Source organism: Alteromonas pelagimontana, assembly GCF_002499975.2.
Lineage (GTDB): Bacteria > Pseudomonadota > Gammaproteobacteria > Enterobacterales > Alteromonadaceae > Alteromonas > Alteromonas pelagimontana.
In genome coordinates this window covers 287,266-303,915 of sequence record NZ_CP052766.1, presented here as the reverse complement: position 1 = coordinate 303,915, position 16,650 = coordinate 287,266, and the positions used below count along the sequence as shown (strand labels likewise).

The 16,650-nt window shown below is 47.6% G+C and carries 16 protein-coding genes; 5 read left to right on the top strand and 11 right to left on the bottom strand.

From position 1 onward, the window contains the following. Positions 1-153 precede the first annotated feature (153 nt). The 8 genes from CA267_RS01365 to CA267_RS01330 form a co-directional block, all read right to left on the bottom strand. On the bottom strand, positions 154-546 hold the full coding sequence (locus CA267_RS01365; RefSeq protein WP_075609133.1) for a cupin domain-containing protein: 393 nt from the start codon (positions 544-546) through the stop codon (positions 154-156). Positions 547-570: 24 nt separating this feature from the next. Further along, positions 571-1,800: an allantoate amidohydrolase gene (locus CA267_RS01360; protein ID WP_075609134.1), complete on the bottom strand. Its 1,230-nt coding sequence runs from the start codon at positions 1,798-1,800 to the stop codon at positions 571-573. Then, positions 1,797-3,020 carry a pyridoxal-phosphate-dependent aminotransferase family protein gene (locus CA267_RS01355; RefSeq protein WP_075609135.1) on the bottom strand — a complete coding sequence of 408 codons (1,224 nt, stop codon included), beginning with the start codon at positions 3,018-3,020 and terminating at the stop codon, positions 1,797-1,799. Before CA267_RS01355 ends, CA267_RS01360 begins: the two co-directional genes overlap by 4 nt. A gap of 9 nt (positions 3,021-3,029) precedes the next feature. Beyond that, a complete protein-coding gene (locus CA267_RS01350) occupies positions 3,030-3,848 on the bottom strand; it encodes a sulfite exporter TauE/SafE family protein (protein ID WP_075609136.1) in 819 nt (272 codons plus the stop codon). An 11-nt stretch (positions 3,849-3,859) separates the two neighbouring features. Then, a complete protein-coding gene (locus tag CA267_RS01345; RefSeq protein WP_075609137.1) occupies positions 3,860-5,449 on the bottom strand; it encodes a gamma-glutamyltransferase family protein in 1,590 nt (529 codons plus the stop codon). Positions 5,450-5,455: 6 nt separating this feature from the next. Next, positions 5,456-6,643, bottom strand: a complete 1,188-nt coding sequence (locus CA267_RS01340) for an amidase (protein ID WP_075609138.1) — start codon at positions 6,641-6,643, stop codon at positions 5,456-5,458. Between the two features lie 430 nt (positions 6,644-7,073). Further along, positions 7,074-7,637: a DUF924 family protein gene (locus CA267_RS01335; RefSeq protein WP_075609139.1), complete on the bottom strand. Its 564-nt coding sequence runs from the start codon at positions 7,635-7,637 to the stop codon at positions 7,074-7,076. Between the two features lie 179 nt (positions 7,638-7,816). Beyond that, positions 7,817-8,617 (bottom strand): MurR/RpiR family transcriptional regulator, encoded by an 801-nt coding sequence (locus CA267_RS01330; protein WP_075609140.1) that lies wholly within the window; start codon positions 8,615-8,617, stop codon positions 7,817-7,819. Between the two features lie 180 nt (positions 8,618-8,797). Here CA267_RS01330 and CA267_RS01325 point away from each other — a divergent pair, with 180 nt between their 5' ends. After that, on the top strand, positions 8,798-9,427 hold the full coding sequence (locus tag CA267_RS01325) for a CPBP family intramembrane glutamic endopeptidase (RefSeq protein WP_083638404.1): 630 nt from the start codon (positions 8,798-8,800) through the stop codon (positions 9,425-9,427). A gap of 220 nt (positions 9,428-9,647) precedes the next feature. After that, on the top strand, positions 9,648-10,742 hold the full coding sequence (locus CA267_RS01320; protein WP_075609141.1) for a mechanosensitive ion channel family protein: 1,095 nt from the start codon (positions 9,648-9,650) through the stop codon (positions 10,740-10,742). A gap of 2 nt (positions 10,743-10,744) precedes the next feature. Here the strand turns inward: CA267_RS01320 and CA267_RS01315 are convergent, their stop codons facing one another. From CA267_RS01315 to CA267_RS01305, 3 genes are read right to left on the bottom strand one after another with little or no spacing between them, the layout of a single operon-like run. Next, positions 10,745-11,794 (bottom strand): DUF3080 family protein, encoded by a 1,050-nt coding sequence (locus tag CA267_RS01315; RefSeq protein ID WP_075609142.1) that lies wholly within the window; start codon positions 11,792-11,794, stop codon positions 10,745-10,747. Beyond that, positions 11,781-12,530 (bottom strand): pteridine reductase, encoded by a 750-nt coding sequence (locus tag CA267_RS01310; protein WP_075609143.1) that lies wholly within the window; start codon positions 12,528-12,530, stop codon positions 11,781-11,783. The genes CA267_RS01315 and CA267_RS01310 overlap by 14 nt, the downstream gene beginning before the upstream one ends. Positions 12,531-12,539: 9 nt before the next feature. Next, entirely contained in the window at positions 12,540-13,424 is an 885-nt protein-coding gene (locus tag CA267_RS01305) for a fructosamine kinase family protein (protein WP_075609144.1), read from the bottom strand. Between the two features lie 357 nt (positions 13,425-13,781). On the opposite strand from CA267_RS01305, the gene thrS reads away from it, so the two are divergent. The 3 genes from thrS (at position 13,782) to rpmI (ending at position 16,645) form a co-directional block, all read left to right on the top strand. Then, the gene (gene thrS / locus CA267_RS01300) at positions 13,782-15,698 is read left to right on the top strand and encodes a threonine--tRNA ligase (protein ID WP_075609145.1); all 1,917 of its coding nucleotides are present in this window, start codon (positions 13,782-13,784) and stop codon (positions 15,696-15,698) included. A gap of 95 nt (positions 15,699-15,793) precedes the next feature. After that, entirely contained in the window at positions 15,794-16,333 is a 540-nt protein-coding gene (infC, locus tag CA267_RS01295; RefSeq protein WP_075609146.1) for a translation initiation factor IF-3, read from the top strand. 114 nt (positions 16,334-16,447) lie between these two features. Then, positions 16,448-16,645, top strand: coding sequence for a 50S ribosomal protein L35 (gene rpmI / locus CA267_RS01290; protein WP_075609147.1), 198 nt, complete (start codon positions 16,448-16,450; stop codon positions 16,643-16,645). Positions 16,646-16,650: the final 5 nt, after the last annotated feature.

Sequence of the window (16,650 nt, the reverse complement as noted above, 5' to 3'; positions counted from 1 at the left end):
ACCAAAGGCGCAAGAGCATTGCCAACACCTAAGGTATTGAAAATAAGGGTAAAATCTAACCTGTTCCAGAGAAAAGTAATTTCGTCTCACCGTCCTTGCCCTGGCGGAGGGAGAGACGCCCAATGATGGTGAAAGCAAACGAAGCAACGCTGTTTAGCGCTCAGTCTCGTTGTCCGCATTTTCGAAAATGACGTCATCAGGTAAGGTCACGAAAATGGAATGTCGTACTTCATTGAACATGGCTTTGCTACAGTGGCCTTCTCCCGTAGTGTCTTCCAGCAAAAGCACATCACCTGCGCCGAATATGTGTCGCTCGCCGCTGGAAACTTTAAATTCTGCTCTGCCTTTAATGATGAAAAGAAGCTGGCGAGCAGGGGCAGGGTGCCACTCAAAATTGTAATCGGCAGGCGTTTCACGAAACAGTATATTACCGGCAGGAAATCTCTCAGATAACAGCCCGATAGGGCCACCGTCAGACAACGGTATTTCCACCTCGCCAAAATGACTTTTTCCTTTGTCATCGCTATAAATTCTGGGGATTTTCATGATTACTCCTGTAAAAGCTGAATACTATGAACTGAGATTGCAAAGCATGTGATGCATTACCGCTAAACTTGTTGCCACATCTTCTTGCATAATCGCTTCTGCGGGATGGTGGCTTATCCCACGGTCGCATCGGGTAAAGAGCATTGCCACCGGACAAATATCAGCCATTGCCATTGCGTCATGGCCGGCCCCGGATGCCAGCGTATAAGGGCGGTATCCGCAGGCTTTAATTGCTTTTTCCAGCCGTTCCTGTAGCAGAGCATCACATCTTACCGCCGGTGCATTGTGCGTTTGTGTGCTTGATAAAGCGACACCACGTTGCGCCGCAATTTGTTCAAGCTTAAGCATGATTTGTTCCAGAACAGTATCGCGGTGCCGGTCGTCTTCACTACGAATATCCAGAGAAAACGTGGTGCTTCCAGAAATTACATTTACCCCGTTTGGGCGGTTGACGATTTTGCCCACGGTAGCAACCAGATTTTGTTCCCTTGCCATTTTTTCAATCGCAAGAATCATCTCGCTGGTGGCGCACAGCGCATCCTGGCGCATTGACATGGGAACGGTGCCAGCATGACCGGCACTGCCGGTAACCGCGATTTCCAGGCGACGGGCTCCTGCAATGGCACTCACTACGCCTACCGCCAGACCCTCACCTTCAAGCACCGGGCCTTGCTCGATATGCAACTCTACGTATCCAAGAAGTTCAGTGGCAGACAACGCCGCGTCGGAGACCAAATCAAAATCAAGTCCAAAATTTTTCATCGCCTGGGCCAGGGTTACGCCATCCTGATCTTTTAGCTCGCCCCATGACGCAAGCCACTTGCCGGAAAGGGCTCTGCTGCCTAATAATGTCGTACCAAATCGCGTGCCTTCTTCATCACCGAAGCCCACGATGTCCAGATGAAACGGAAACGTATGCTGGACTTGTGCCAACAATGAAACCAATGTTATCGGTGCTATTACTCCCAGCATGCCGTCATATTTGCCGCCATTGGGAACGGTGTCCAGGTGGCTGCCGATAATAAAACGTGGAGCGTTGGACGTTGATGAAGGATATCGCCCCCACAGATTACCGGCGGCATCCTGCCAGGTGTGCATGCTGGCTTCAGCCATCCATTTTGCCACCAGTTGATTAGTCCGCATGTGTTCGTCAGTCAGGTAACGCCTGTCCAGATACTGCTCCGATTGACTGATACGGCCGAGTTTTTCAAGGCGGCCCATAATTTGACTGGCGGCAGCGGTAAAGTCAGTCATTCGCCGCCACCATAAATGTGCATGGCCGCATCAACGCCGGCCCCGGCCTCTGCCAGATTGAAACCTGCACGCCGCAGCACCGTCTCTAGTGACTGAAGTGTATGCAGCACCGTATCTTGACGCGCGTTATATCCCATAGTACCAATTCGCCATATTTTCCCTTTCAGCGGGCCAAAACTGGTACCAATTTCAATATTAAAGTTAAGTAGCAATTCTTGACGAATAGCTTCGCCATTCACGTTGTCAGGAATGACGACTCCCACCACATTGCTCATTTTGTGCTCTATATTGCCAAACGGCTTCAGCGACATTGCCTGAATTCCGGCTAACATTGCTGCTCCTGCAGTTTGGTGGCGGGCGATGACCCGGTGTGGCCCTTCATCAAGTAAATTGATGGCGCATTCTCTCGCACAATACAACATAGTGGCTGCTTCAGTGTGGTGATTCAGACGCTCTTTACCCCAATAATCCAGGATCATTGGTATATCAAAATAGTTAGAGCGAATTTTGCTGCCTCTAGCCTGCTGATGGTGAGGGTCGCGAATTCCCGCTTCAATATGATGACGCTTCATGACTCTGTCAACATAACGAGGGCTTAAGGTAATTGGGGCGCTACCAGAAGGACCGCCCAAACATTTTTGCAGCCCTACTGAAACGGCATCTAACTGCCATTCATCTGTCAGCAGCGGATTACCGCCAATAGAGGCAGTGGCATCGCAGTAGAACAGTACGTCAAGGCGGCGGCAAATTTCGCCAATTTCGTCCAATGGCTGTAACATTGTGGTAGACGTATCGCCTTGCACCATTGCCAGCACCTTCGGTTTTACGCGTTTGATGGCATCTTCAATTTGCTGCGGATCAAAAACTTCGCCCCATGGCACTTCAATAGTTTGCACGTCGGCACCTGCGCGCTCGGCAATTTCCGCCAGCAAATAGCCGAACCTACCGAAGATGGGCACCAGTACTTTATCGTCAGGTTCAATACATGAAACCAGAACCGCCTCGATGCCTGCTCGGGAAGTGCCGTCTATCAGCACTGTATGCTCATTTTGAGTATTGAATACCTGACGATACAGCGCCATCACCTCATTCATATATCCAGTCATAACCGGATCGTATTGCCCCACTAATTGTGTCGACATCGCAGCCAGAACACGGGGATAACAATTAATCGGGCCGGGGCCCATAAGCAGTCGTGGCGGGGGAGATAGCACCTTCATGAAAGATTCCTAAAAGAAAAATTGAGCCAGCATCCGCAGGCCTGTAATAATAAGAACAACGGCAAAAACCTTTTTGAGGACGCCAGCATCCAGTCGGTTAGCAAGTTTGGCACCTAATGGTGCAAACAATACAGTCAGCGGAACAATACAGACAAAACCCAGCAAATTGACGAGACCGATAGTGCCAAAGGGGGCATCTTCAGGGCGTTGGCCCAGAAGTAACATGGTGATAGCCGCAGGTAGAGAAATAATCAATCCCACTGCTGCGGCTGTACCAACGGCTCTGTGCGCAGGATAATTGCAGAAGGTCAGGGTAGGTACGGTGAGCGTCCCACCGCCTATTCCTACCATGGAACTAAAAAAACCAATACAGATCGCCATCATGCTCTGACCGGCTCTTCCTGGTAACGAAGAGAAAAACGCGTCTTTGCGTCCGATGAGCATGTTCGCCGCTGAAAGCGTCGCTATAACGCCAAATAACAGCGTAAGCCATTCCCCATTGATCATGGTGACAACGAAGCTACCCGCTAATACGCCAAGCAAAATAAATAGTGCCCAGGCTTTCAACAAAGAAAAATCCACATTGCCTTTGGCATGATGTGCGCGAATAGAGCTGACAGAAGTGGGGACAATAGTTGCCAATGAGGTTGCGGTGGCGATAAGCATGGAAGATTCAGCCGACACTCCCAGCGCCTGAAATAGGAAGAACAGAACAGGAACGATGACAATGCCGCCGCCAACACCTAACAATCCAGCTAACAAACCTGCAAATATACCCGTTCCCATCATGGCTAAAATGGTACTGAGGTGTTCTACAATAAACTGCATGGTGTTGGCTCCTAATGCTTATCAGCAATTTCTTGCGCAAAGCTTTTGCCGTCGCTGCGCGGATCGGTGGCCGCCTCAACGCGTCCGCCTTCATGTCTCACCACTGCGCCAGCGTGGCCCATAAGTTCATTGCAAGCTTCCACCACAGCCATATCGTGCCCCCGGGCTTTCAATTCTTCACCAACATATTCAGCCAGATCGCGCTCTACTTTAAGGTTATGACATTCATCTCCCCAGGTGCGGCCCAATAACCAGCGGCCTAACGTAATGGCTTTGTCTAACGGTTGATTGTGATAGACATAACGGCTGAATATGGCTGCCTGCGTTTGAGGCTGGCCTTCGCCGCCCATCGTACCGTAGCTTAGCCGACGGCCATCTTTAAGTTCTGCAAATGCTGGATTAAGTGTATGAAAAGGCTTCAGCCCAGGTTTTAGAAACTGCTGACTTGCTGAATCCAATGAAAATGACGTACCACGGTTGTTCCACAATATCCCGGTAGAAGGACTTACCACGCCACTGCCAAACTCCCAGTAAAGGCTTTGAATATAGCTAACCATTCGTCCTTCACTGTCGCACGCTCCCATCCACACCGTATCTCCTGGGGCGGCCTCATGGGGCCAGGGTTGCGCGGAATCAGTTCGGATATATTGCTGCATTGCGTTAAGGCTGTCGCCGGTCAGCAAAGAGGAAAGATCGATGTCTAACCGCGATGGGTCAGTGACATAGTGGTTTCTGGCAATGAACGCCTGTTTAGTCGATTCAATCAGCAAATGCACCATGTCAGCGTCGCTGTGGCCTTGCTGCCAGACTCTGTCGTATAGCGCCAAAATCAAAAGTGATGCAATGCCCTGAGTGGGCGCCGGCAAGTTGTACAAAGTGCCTTTTTGCGTAGTCACCGACAACGGCTCAACTTGTTTAGCTTCGTAGCTTTTAAAATCCTCTAAGCGAATTGGAGAGCCAGCAGCTTCTAAATCGGCAGCGAGCTTTTGTGCTACTTCACCGTGGTAAAAATCTTCCAACCCGGCTTCGGCTAATCGCTGCAATGTGGCTGATAACGCCGTTAATTTAAGAATTTTTCCTTTTTTAAGCGCTTTCCCTTTAATGAGAAAGGGAGAAAAAGCCGGGTCCTGGCTTAGCTCGTCAAAGGTTTTAAAACTGGCATCTGAGAAGCTTTGGGTTACTTCCACTCCCCAGTTTGCCTGGCTGATCGCAGTATCCAGCAGCGTTTTTAACGCGATAGGTTGTTGCCAGCCAGCGCTGATTTCCAGCGCCTTTTTCCAGCCTGCTACCGCTCCTGCCATGGTTAATGCCGCTTCGCCGCCGCGAGCAGGGATTGTTTTTGCACTACCGTAGAAATCAGCATTTGCCAGTTTCGCAGCGACGCCAGAGGCATCAATTCCTATGGGCTTTTTACCGGGTTCGCTGATAAGCCAAAAGCCATCACCACCCAAACCGTTCATGTGAGGATATTCTACGGCGATAGAAGCGGCTGCAGCCACCATGGCCTCGATTGCCGTGCCGCCGCGTTCCAAAATTTGATTCCCCACTTGTGCTGCAGCATAGTGGGGCGCGGTAAAGCCGATCTGTTTTTTCTCGTTCATAATACGTTATTCCGTTAAACGTTGTGCCATGGCAAGCAGCGAAAGATCACTGTTTTTTATACCTACCAAAGATAAGCCACAGGGAGCGCCGTCAATTAAGCAGGCGGGAATATGAAGCTGGGGCAAACCACCAAGTCCTGCAATTGCAGTAAAATCAAGCAACTGATTTCGATAACTGTTAAGGGCATCTTCAGGTGTATCTAGTAACGGCGCCCGCCCTGGTGTGGTAGGTATTACCAGCACATCGTAATGTTTAAAAAGAGTTGCAAGGCCGCCGGCTATTTTATCTCGCTGCTTCTGAGCCCTTACCACATCGCTTTCGGTGATTGTTCTGCACCAGTCTAACCGCGTTTGGATATCAGATGCGATGGCGGGCTTAACCCGTGACAACCATTCGCCGTGCTCACCAATAATTGCGTGACCTTGCAAAATGCGGAAAGTCTGACCTGGCTTCCATGCTTCCATTGGTAAAGAGAGACCCTTAAGGTCAATAGCCTTACTGAACGTGTGCTCCCGTAGCCACTGTAATATCTCGCTGCCATGTTCAGATTCTTCGAGTAAATTGTCGGCAACACCCAGAGTAAAGCGTGTACGTTGGGGAAGCGCTGCATGAAAATAAATGTTCGCTACCTTAGCCATTGTGTCCAAATCCCGGGTCATCCACCCGACGGTATCAAAGGGTGGGGCAAGCGGAACCGTGCTGTCCATAGCAATCACACCATGAGTAGGCCGAAGACCATATAAACCATTATAGCTGGCTGGTACACGAATGGATCCTCCGGTATCTGTACCCAAACCAATATCTGCCAATTTGCTGGCTACAGCGACTGCAGATCCGGATGACGAGCCTCCCGAAAGCCGTAACGGTGTTTGAGGGTTGATGAGGGTACCAAAATGAATATTTCGTCCTTCTAAACTGTAGGCAAGTTCATCGGTAAGGGTTTTGCCGACAAATTCGGCACCGGCGTCCAGCAATTTTTGCACGGCTGAGCTGGTCTGTTCTGGAATAGGATGGCTGGAGGCCCATGCAGGATTGCCAGCCGTGGTAGGAATGCCTTGTATATGAAAGAGATCTTTTACTGCCAGACGCAGGTTGCTTAGCTGCCCTGTGGCTCTGCGATGTGCAGCCGAAAACAGCTTTACCTGCTGCTGGGAGCCTGGCATGAAAGGCGTGGAGGATTGGTGATGATTCATAAAGGTCCTTCTGTCATTGCCGTTATGAAACAATCGTTTCACATGTATGTCAACTGAAACGGTGCCGGTTTCTATCTAAATTATTGGCACTGTGGGGTAAAAGCTCTTCCCTGATTTCCTGAGCGTTGCGGCTATCAGCGGACTGGCGTCGTGACTGAATATTAATCCGCATTGATGCGCGCTCCCTCAGCGCGAGAATCTTTCAACTTTTGACAAGCCAATATCGTGAAGATTTAGTAGGGTTAAATTGAACGCCATTGGCGCAGCTCAAAAGCTGATAAAACCGCGCCCGGCGGGACATAGAGGAATCCGCCAACGCGGATTAGTATAACAGTCTGAAATGTCTCAGAAAATAATCGATTAGAGAATGAAAGAAAAATTGCAGAATATTAAAAAAAGCCCCTTATACAGGCGCTTGGCCGAGTTGGTTTTAAAAAGAAGTGCCTGGGAGTTTTAAAAAAGCTTCTTCATCTTCTGTCGTATCTCTACCTAAAATAGCGTTTCTATGAGGATAGCGCCCGAATTGTAACAGAATATCGCGGTGCTTTTGTTCCGCTGCGAAATGAGAGGCCAAACTTTCATCATTAAAAAGTTCCATTGCAACATTATGGACTTCAAGAGACTCACTATGCATAAACGGCATATAAAGGAACGCTTTTTCCTGAGGCGTGAGCGCTTTGTCCGCTCCCACACTCACCGCTTCTTGCGCCAGCGCCAGCGCGAGAGGATCGGTGGCAAACGCCTCGGGCTGGTCGCGAAAAATATTACGAGAGAATTGATCAAGCAAAATAATTTCCGCCAGGCGACCATAAGGTGTAGCGCGCCACGGCCATAATTCGCAGCGAGCAGCAGCGTGATGCACAGAGGCGAATCGGGAGCGGATCAAGTTATCCAGCCCTTCGTCTTTCTTAAACCACTGGTCAGGCTCAAGTTCCTCAAACCAGAAAGCAAGAATGCCTGATACATCTTCTACCGAAATTAGCGCTGCTTCCATAATTTTTCCGAAAGTTTTTAATTCTCTGAATATACGACCTGAGACAGTGAAAAAGATTGCATTATTTTACCAATGGCACGTAATCATCAAAAAAGCAACTTGTCAGATATTGATGATTCCGTAAGGTAATTTATGTGGTTAGTTCCTTTTTACTATTTTTCAAGAAATTAGTTCATTTATTAGATTTCCAGCTCATCAAGTTGAGCATAAAGTTGTGATATTCTTCTCGTTCGCTTCCCTGCTTTGTCTCCCAAAGCAGCATAAACCTGATTGCAGAGTTGCGAAATCAGGCTCATCGGCGCGGCGTAACTGTCAAAGGGGGAGTCCTGCCCCAGATGACAGACAAGTAAATGGTCAACCGACTGGTTATAGATCTGGCCAGTGGGGTCGGTGATAAGTACGGTGGTGTGATTAGCCAGAGCTTCAATTATCTTTTTAAATATACGGGTTCGACGGCGAAAACCCACTAACACTACCACTTCATCGTCCACCATATCGGTTAAATCTTCTGCCAGTGTTTGTCCAGGTTGAGGTAGCACCCGAACAGTGCTGCGAACTTGCTTTAGCTGCTGGCGAAAGTGCAGCGCCAAAGGATATGCGTTGCGAAAGCCAATCAGCGAAATTCTGCTGGATGTAGCGAGCAACGTGGCGACCGACTGCAGCGTTTGCGCATTCAGGCCCTCAAACGTTAACGAAAGATTCTTTTGCTCCTGTTCAATATGACTCGAAAGCGAAGATGATTTTGTATTTAGCGGGAATCCGCTTTCTCGTAGTGCGAGTAGTGCTTGTTTGGCATCTTGATGAGAAGCGAATCCCAGCTGACGAAAAAAGCGGCTGACAGTGGCTTTGGACGTTTTAGTATTAGTCGCAATCTCTGCAATCGACTGGCTGATCAACGCTAACGGCTGTTGTTGCAGATAATTAGCGATACTGCGGGCTGATGGGGATAAAGAAGGGTAAGACTGCTCAATTAACGTCATCACGTTTGGGGTTTGTGGCACGCTAGTCACCGGTAACGCTTAAAACTTTCACTAAAGTAATGGAATCTTTAATGAAAGCCAACCGCTACTTAAAGTCGCGGGGACAAATTTTTATCAATCTATTTGCTCTTTATCCGTTTATAAAGGAGTGGACATTAATTAGGTGATAGAGGTGAAACCGTGACCAGGTTATGGGCAGAATTAATTGGTGTTTTTGTAATCCTTCCCGTGATCATCATGAGCTCCCTGCGTCATGTCGCGCCCTGGCTAATGGCGCTGCTGGGAGGAATGGCGCTCGTGTGTCTGCTTATTCTGTTAAATGACAGGCAGTTTAAACGCGTTAAATTATGGCATTGGCAGGATTTTTCTGTGCATCTTGCTGACAGCGTTTTATTTTTTCTGCCGTGGGCGAGTGTAGTTACCGTCGGCGTTTATCTAATAAAGCCAGAGCTATTTTTACAGTGGCCGCTTCAGAAGCCCATGGTTTGGCTGTTAACGTTACTCATTTATCCGTTGATATCGGTAATTCCTCAGGAAATCATCTTCCGCACCTATTTTTTTCATCGTTACAAGAAAATTCTGCCATCGAAGAACTGGCGATGGACAGTAAGTACGTTCGTATTTGGATTGGCCCACGCAGTGTACGGTAACTGGGTGGCGGTAGTGCTCTCCTGGTGCGGTGGCGCGTTGTTTGGTTACCGCTATATTCGCACCCAATCCACGCCAGTTGTGGTAATTGAGCATGCATTGTGGGGAAGTTTTATTTTTACCGTTGGTCTTGGATCCTATCTGGTTATTTCACCATCCTAAGGCGGTGCAGTTTGCCGCCGCCATTTGTCCGGGCATCCATTCAAAATATCGGTAAATCATCGCCTGTCCAGAGCAGTGTGATTTCCGTTTTCCGCGTTGACTGATGAACCTGCTATTGCCTTTAGCTGTACAAAGGAAAAAACCAGCAACAGGCATGAGGATGGATTTCACTAAAACATACCTTTGCAATGCGAAGACACTGAACTGAAGGGAAAATCAGATGGATATGGCACTGGTAAATCTTGCCGTTCAGGAAGGAGCTGCAACGTTGTCTACTGATATAAACAGTATTAGCACTTCGGCATTTATTATGTGGCAGAACTTTTTAGCTAAGTTACCCAGTATTGGCCTTGGGGCTGCGCTATTTCTTATAACAATACTGCTGGCCGGCCCGGTTGCTCGGCTGGTGTTGAGCCCATTTAATTATTTAACAAAAAGCGATCTCATTCGCTCAGTGTCTCGCCGTGCAGTAAGCATGTTTGTTATTTTGTTAGGCTGCTATTTATTTTTGAAGCTGGCTGGTTTGACGGAATTCGCCGTTGCTATTATCAGCGGCACCGGCGTCGTGGGTTTAATTCTAGGCTTTGCCTTTCGTGATATTGCGGAAAATTTCATTTCCAGCTTATTGTTAACGGTGCAGCGGCCATTTAGCTTAGGTGATGTGGTAGAGATTAATGCATTTACAGGGGTGGTGCAAAAAGTCACGGCAAGAGCTACCACGCTGGTAGACTTTGATGGCAATCATATTCAGATTCCCAACGCCTCTATCTATAAAGGGGTAATTAAAAATCTGACAGCAAATCCCAAAATGCGAGGTAACTTCTCAATCGGCATCGGCTATGACACCGACGCGAAACAAGCCCAGCAATTAGCTGTGGGACTACTGACTTCCCATCCTCATGTGCTTAACGATCCTGAACCCCAGGTACTGGTAGATAATCTTGGCTCTGCCACTATCAACCTGAAAATTTACTTTTGGATTGATGTAGAAGCTACCAGCGTGTTGAAAATGGGGTCGGTATTGATGCGCAAAATGGTCGTGTTATTTAATTCCCATAATATCAGTATGCCAGATGACGCTCGTGAAGTTATTTTTCCTCAAGGCATTAATGTGCACACCCAGGCCAGTAACGAAGCTAATATTGCCGCTCCTGAGCAGCTGGAAGGGAACGTTGTGGTTGCTAAAGAGAGCCGCATATCTGCTGCTAAACTGGCACATCGTGAACATCATGAAGATGTGTCTAGTGAAAATGACAATATTCGAAAACAGGCAACGCAAGCTCGGGATCCAGAAACTGGCGGAAATATTCTTTAATACTAACCCGCACTGATGGGGGCAACGGGGGATAGATTACAGCGCTTAAGTAGCTGCTGCCAAAGTTTTACGTGAACATCGATTGCATGTTGATAAGCCGCGAAGCCCTCGACGCTGTGCGTGCGAATGTAATTTTTGAATGCGGGATGAAGTGCGTCATCGGTGAGCCAGCTTTCCCACGTGGGATTCAGCAGGTAATGATACCGATTAAGTTGACTGCCCACAGGCTGCACCTTTTCAATAAAATAGCGATAAAATACATTGCGCAGAATCGTTACTTGCTCGCTCGCTTTGCCTTCGGGGCATGGTAAAGTAGCAGAATGAGCAGCAATTGCCGAGGTCAGGGCGTTGAGCTGTTGGGCAATGAGTGCCTGAGTTCGCCAGATTTTGGCAGGAAGACGAGAAGACTGTAACACTTGCAACTGCGGCTCAATATTGGCGGAATCGGATAACGAGCTGTTTCGCAACTGAGTAAGAAACGCTAGCGCCGCAATGGACGCGCCGGCATCCTGATTGTGCTGCGCATCGAGAAATTCCGGGCTTAAGGAAAGAGCCAGGCGCATTTCCTCGCTCGTCTGAATCATGTTCGCCCACACGTGGGGACGTTGTTGTACTTTTACATGTTTCCACTGTTGGAGTTGCTCAGCCAATGCCGGGTGTGTGGTATGAATGCTATTAATACAAGCGTCAAGCGTATTAACCAGCGCCATTTCGTAGCGCAGTCTTTGCGACGGCAGCGCTGTTTTTCCAATCGCTGTATTTTGCTGTGCAACCAGAGAGCCCAGTTCGCAGTGCTGAATAGCATAAAAATCCCGCATGGGTAGGATAAAGGCGGGAATATCCGTGCGCAGCTGCCCCGCAGCGGGTAAAGGTAATTCAGTGATAGCAGAATGTTGAGGTATTTGAATATCTAATACTCTTGCCAGCCGAACCCGATATTCATCAAGATCTTTTTTAATGTCATCGGAGCCAAAGCAACCGGTTAATCCCATAAGTCCCACGCCTATGCAAAGCAGGCGAAGAGCTGTAGCCACAAAATCAGGCGCTGGCATTAGACATGATACTGCGACCGCCATCAACGTAGAGAACTTGTCCGGTCACATAGTCCGCCTCAACTAAAAAGGTTAAGGCATGAGCGATATTATCTGGTGAACCGAGTCTATTAAGCGGAATACTTGCCAGCATCTGATTTTTTTCATCTTCACAAAGCGTCTTTTCCGGCCACAAAATAGCACCGGGTGCAATACCGTTTACCCGTATGGCTGGGGCAAGTTCGTTTGCCAATGAGCGAGTAACAGACACCAGCGCCGATTTTGCCAGACAATAAATAGCATGCTGAGGAAGTGGCCTGTCTACATGCATGTCTATCATGTTAACTACACTGCCATTTTGTGCTCGAAGTGACGCAGCTAACGCTTGCGTTAAAAACAGCGCCCCTTGTACGTTACTACCGACGAGTATGTCCCAATCCTGTTTGGTCATACTACCCATGGGAGTGGGATAAAAGGCCGAGGCATTGTTAACCAGTAAATCAATTCGCCCAAACGCGTCTTGAGCATCAGACGCAAGTTGGTTAACCGCGTCTAAATCGCAAAGATCAGCTTGTAACGTGATTGCCGAATTATCCCGGCGTTGGTTCAGCGAATGCGCAAGTGCTTCGGCGGCAGTTTGGGAGTGATGGTAGTGGATGATAACGCAGAAGCCTTTGCTATGGAGCTGTTCGGCGAGAACAGCGCCTATACGTTTCGCTGCCCCGGTAATAAGAGCGACGGGTGCGGATGACGTCATTAAAAATCCTTAACGTGATGCGTGTTGCTGAAACGCAATAATGGCAGATTTCGCCGAAGACAGGTAGTGATCGCCAAAAATCAGCGCATGGTTAAGAAGGTGATAGAGCTGATAAAGCGACATGCGCTCTTTGTAATCCTCCGGTAAAGGCCATTGCTCTTGGTATCCGAGATAAAATGTCGAGGGAAATCGGCCAAACAGCGTGGTCATGGCAATGTCGGTTTCACGATCGCCATAGTAAACGGCTGGATCGTAAACAATAGGCCCTCGTTTACAAAAGCCGACGTTTCCATGCCAGAGATCGCCGTGTAAAAGCGAGGCGGGGGGATTATGATCTTTTAAAAAACCGACAACTTGCGTGACCAACGCATCGATATTGGTAAAAGGGGGGACTACTCTGGCTAACCTTTCCAACATGCTTCCAATGCGTTGCTCGGCAAAAAAGGCTGCCCAGTTTTGTTGTTGCCGATTGGTTTGAATTGACCTACCAATGACGTTGTTTTGATGCCACCCGTGTTGCCCCGCCGCAGGTTGTTGATGCAGCGTAGCCACCTGTTGGCCAAGTAATCTCCAGTCTTCAGGCTGTCCATCAATGAATTTTACATGATTGAGTACCAGAAATTCTGTCTGATGACTGTGATTTTCTACGATTCCATGACAAATGATATTCGGGGTGAGTAGTGTCTTTGTTGCTCCAATTGCCTCTAAACCTTCTACTTCAAAACAAAGCTTCGCATGCGTCTGCAAAGGGCAGACTTTGACAAAAAATCGCCGGTGATCGTCACGGATAATATAGCAGGCATGGGTGTCGCCGCCAGAAACCCGGGTTCGGTGCTGACAGACAAATAAGGCGCTGGTTGCCTCGCTGATGTGCTCACAGATAAAATGCCACATACATACCGGTGTTTAAGGAACTCACTTTCAGTATGGCAAAAAAAAATTCCATTGCTAGCGGAGGTTGATTTTTGTCATCTTTATTGTATTTCAATATGAACCTGCTTTTTCAGTGAAAAAATTGAGATATCGGCAGTCCCATTAACTTAGTGAATAGCTCAGTTTTTATACGCATTTTGCCGAATTAGACGCGGGCGTTAGGGAAGTCATTGCATGCCTCAGTTAAGCCGTTATAATCCGTAAACTTTATGGGAAGCAGGTTAGTTTCCCGCGATTTGCTCCACCACATTCCGGTGATAAATTTGTTAAATAAGACAAGTGGCGCAGAGTAGGCGTCACCACTGTAAAGGAAATAAAATGCCTGTAATTACACTTCCCGATGGAAGCCAGCGTGCTTTCGACCATCCCGTTTCTGTGCTTGATGTCGCAAAAGACATTGGTCCTGGTCTGGCTAAGGCAACCATAGCCGGAAGAATTAACGGTGAGCTTGCTGATGCGGTAGATATGATTGAGCAAGACGCTCAACTACAGATTATTACTGCAAAAGATGAAGCAGGTTTGGAAATCATTCGCCACAGCTGCGCCCATTTAACGGGCCACGCTATTAAGCAACTGTGGCCTGATGCAAAAATGGCAATTGGTCCTACTATCGATAATGGCTTTTATTACGATATTGATATGGACCACAGCCTGAGTCAGGAAGACTTGCAGAAGCTGGAAAAGCGGATGCTGGAACTGGCGAAAACCGACTATGACGTGGTTAAGAAAAAAGTCAGCTGGCAAGAAGCGCGGGACGTATTTGAACAGCGCGGTGAAAACTATAAGATGCAAATTCTGGATGAGAACATCAGTCATGATGATCGCCCCGGGCTTTACCATCATGAAGAATATGTAGATATGTGTCGCGGCCCTCATGTGCCGAACATGAAATTTTGTCACCATTTCAAGTTAATGAAAGTGGCTGGGGCCTATTGGCGCGGCGACAGCGACAATAAAATGTTGCAACGAGTTTATGGCACTGCATGGGCTGACAAAAAGCAGCTTAAATCTTATCTTACTCGTCTGGAAGAAGCAGAAAAGCGCGATCACCGTAAAATCGGTAAAGCCCTGGATCTCTTTCATTGGCAGGAAGAAGCGCCGGGCATGGTATTCTGGCACAACGATGGCTGGACAATTTACACCGAGCTTGAACAGTTTGTGCGTAAAAAACTGCGCCAATTCAGCTATGGTGAAGTAAAGGGCCCGTTAATGATGGACCGGTCTCTGTGGGAGAAGTCTGGCCACTGGGACAAGTTTGGCGATGCCATGTTCACAACCGAGTCGGAAAAGCGTGAATACGCTATCAAACCGATGAACTGCCCGGGTCACGTGCAGATTTTTAACCAGGGGTTGAAATCTTACCGCGATCTTCCGCTACGCATGGCTGAATTCGGTTGTTGTCACCGAAATGAACCTTCTGGTGCATTACACGGCCTTATGCGCGTTCGCGGTTTTACGCAAGACGATGCACATATTTTCTGTACTGAAGATCAAATTTTCGATGAAGTCAGTAGTTGTATAGACATGATTTACGAAACTTACCAAACTTTCGGGTTTGATAAGATAGTAGTAAAACTGTCTACTCGTCCGGAAAACCGGGTAGGATCCGACGAAATTTGGGACAAAGCGGAAAAAGAACTGGCTGATGTACTGACACAAAAAGGCATTGAGTTTCATTATTTGCCTGGTGAAGGCGCTTTTTACGGCCCGAAAATCGAATTTACATTACATGATTGTTTGGATCGTGCCTGGCAGTGTGGAACGGTGCAGTTGGACTTTTCCATGCCGGGGCGTTTAGGTTCCACTTATGTAGCTGAAGATGGCGAACGTAGAGTGCCGGTAATGATTCACCGCGCCATACTTGGTTCGCTGGAACGGTTTATCGGTATTTTGACAGAAGAATATGCCGGTTTCTTTCCATTATGGTTAGCGCCGTTACAAGTTTCTGTCATGAATATTACCGATAATCAGGCGGATTATGTCAACAAATGTGTGCAAAAACTGCAAGAAAATGGGATTAGAGCAAAGTCTGACTTGAGAAATGAGAAGATTGGCTTTAAAATCCGCGAGCACACATTAAAGCGTGTTCCGTATATGTTGGTTGTTGGCGATAAAGAAGTAGAGGCTGGCGAGGTAGCAGTACGGTCACGTCGCGGTGACGATTTAGGCAAAATGAGCTTGGATTCGTTTATTTCCCTGGCTAATCAGGAAATCGCGGAAAAAACGATTAAATAATCATATTGATATTTAGTTGACCAATTAAGGTGCTTGTTACGACATATCGAAGAATCGTAACAGGCGTAAGAATTAAGTTTTTGGAGGAATAGCACATTAAAGGCGCTAACAATAAGGCTCAAGGCGATAAAGCCCGCATTAACGATGAAATCACCGCAAGAGAAGTTAGACTGATCGGTGCGGAAGGTGAACAGGTAGGAGTGGTAACGTTAAGTGAAGCGTTACAGTCAGCAGAAGCTGCAACCCTGGATCTGGTTGAAATTAGTCCGAATGCTGAGCCGCCAGTCTGCAAAATAATGGATTATGGCAAGTTCCTCTTCGAGAAAAGTAAAGCTCAGAAAGAGCAGAAGAAAAAACAGAAGCAAATTCAGGTCAAGGAGATTAAATTTCGCCCTGGCACTGATGAAGGCGATTACCAGGTAAAACTGCGCAACCTGCGTCGCTTTCTGGAAAGTGGGGATAAAGCCAAAGTCACGATCCGTTTTCGCGGACGTGAAATGGCTCACCAAGAGATCGGCATTGAACTTTTAAATCGCGTTAAAGGTGATTTGGAGGACATTGCCAACTGTGAGTCTTTCCCTAGACGGGTAGAAGGCAGACAGATGATCATGGTGCTTGCCCCAATTAAGAAGTAGTTAAGGTTTAAAGTTTTCGGGAATCTGCAACCCGCAACACCTTGCTGCAAATATCAACAGACATCAAGATGACTGCACATTCTATGTCTATTTAACCAATGCGGAGTTTTAGCAATGCCTAAAATGAAATCTAACAGTGGTGCAGCCAAACGTTTTAAGAAAACGGGCTCTGGCCGCTTTAAAAGCAAGCAGTCTCACTTGCGTCACATTCTGACCAAGAAGAGTAGTAAGCGTAAACGTCACTTACGTGGCAAAAAACTGGTTCATGACTCTGATACCAAATTGGTTCAGCGCATGTTGCCATACGTTTAAGACGA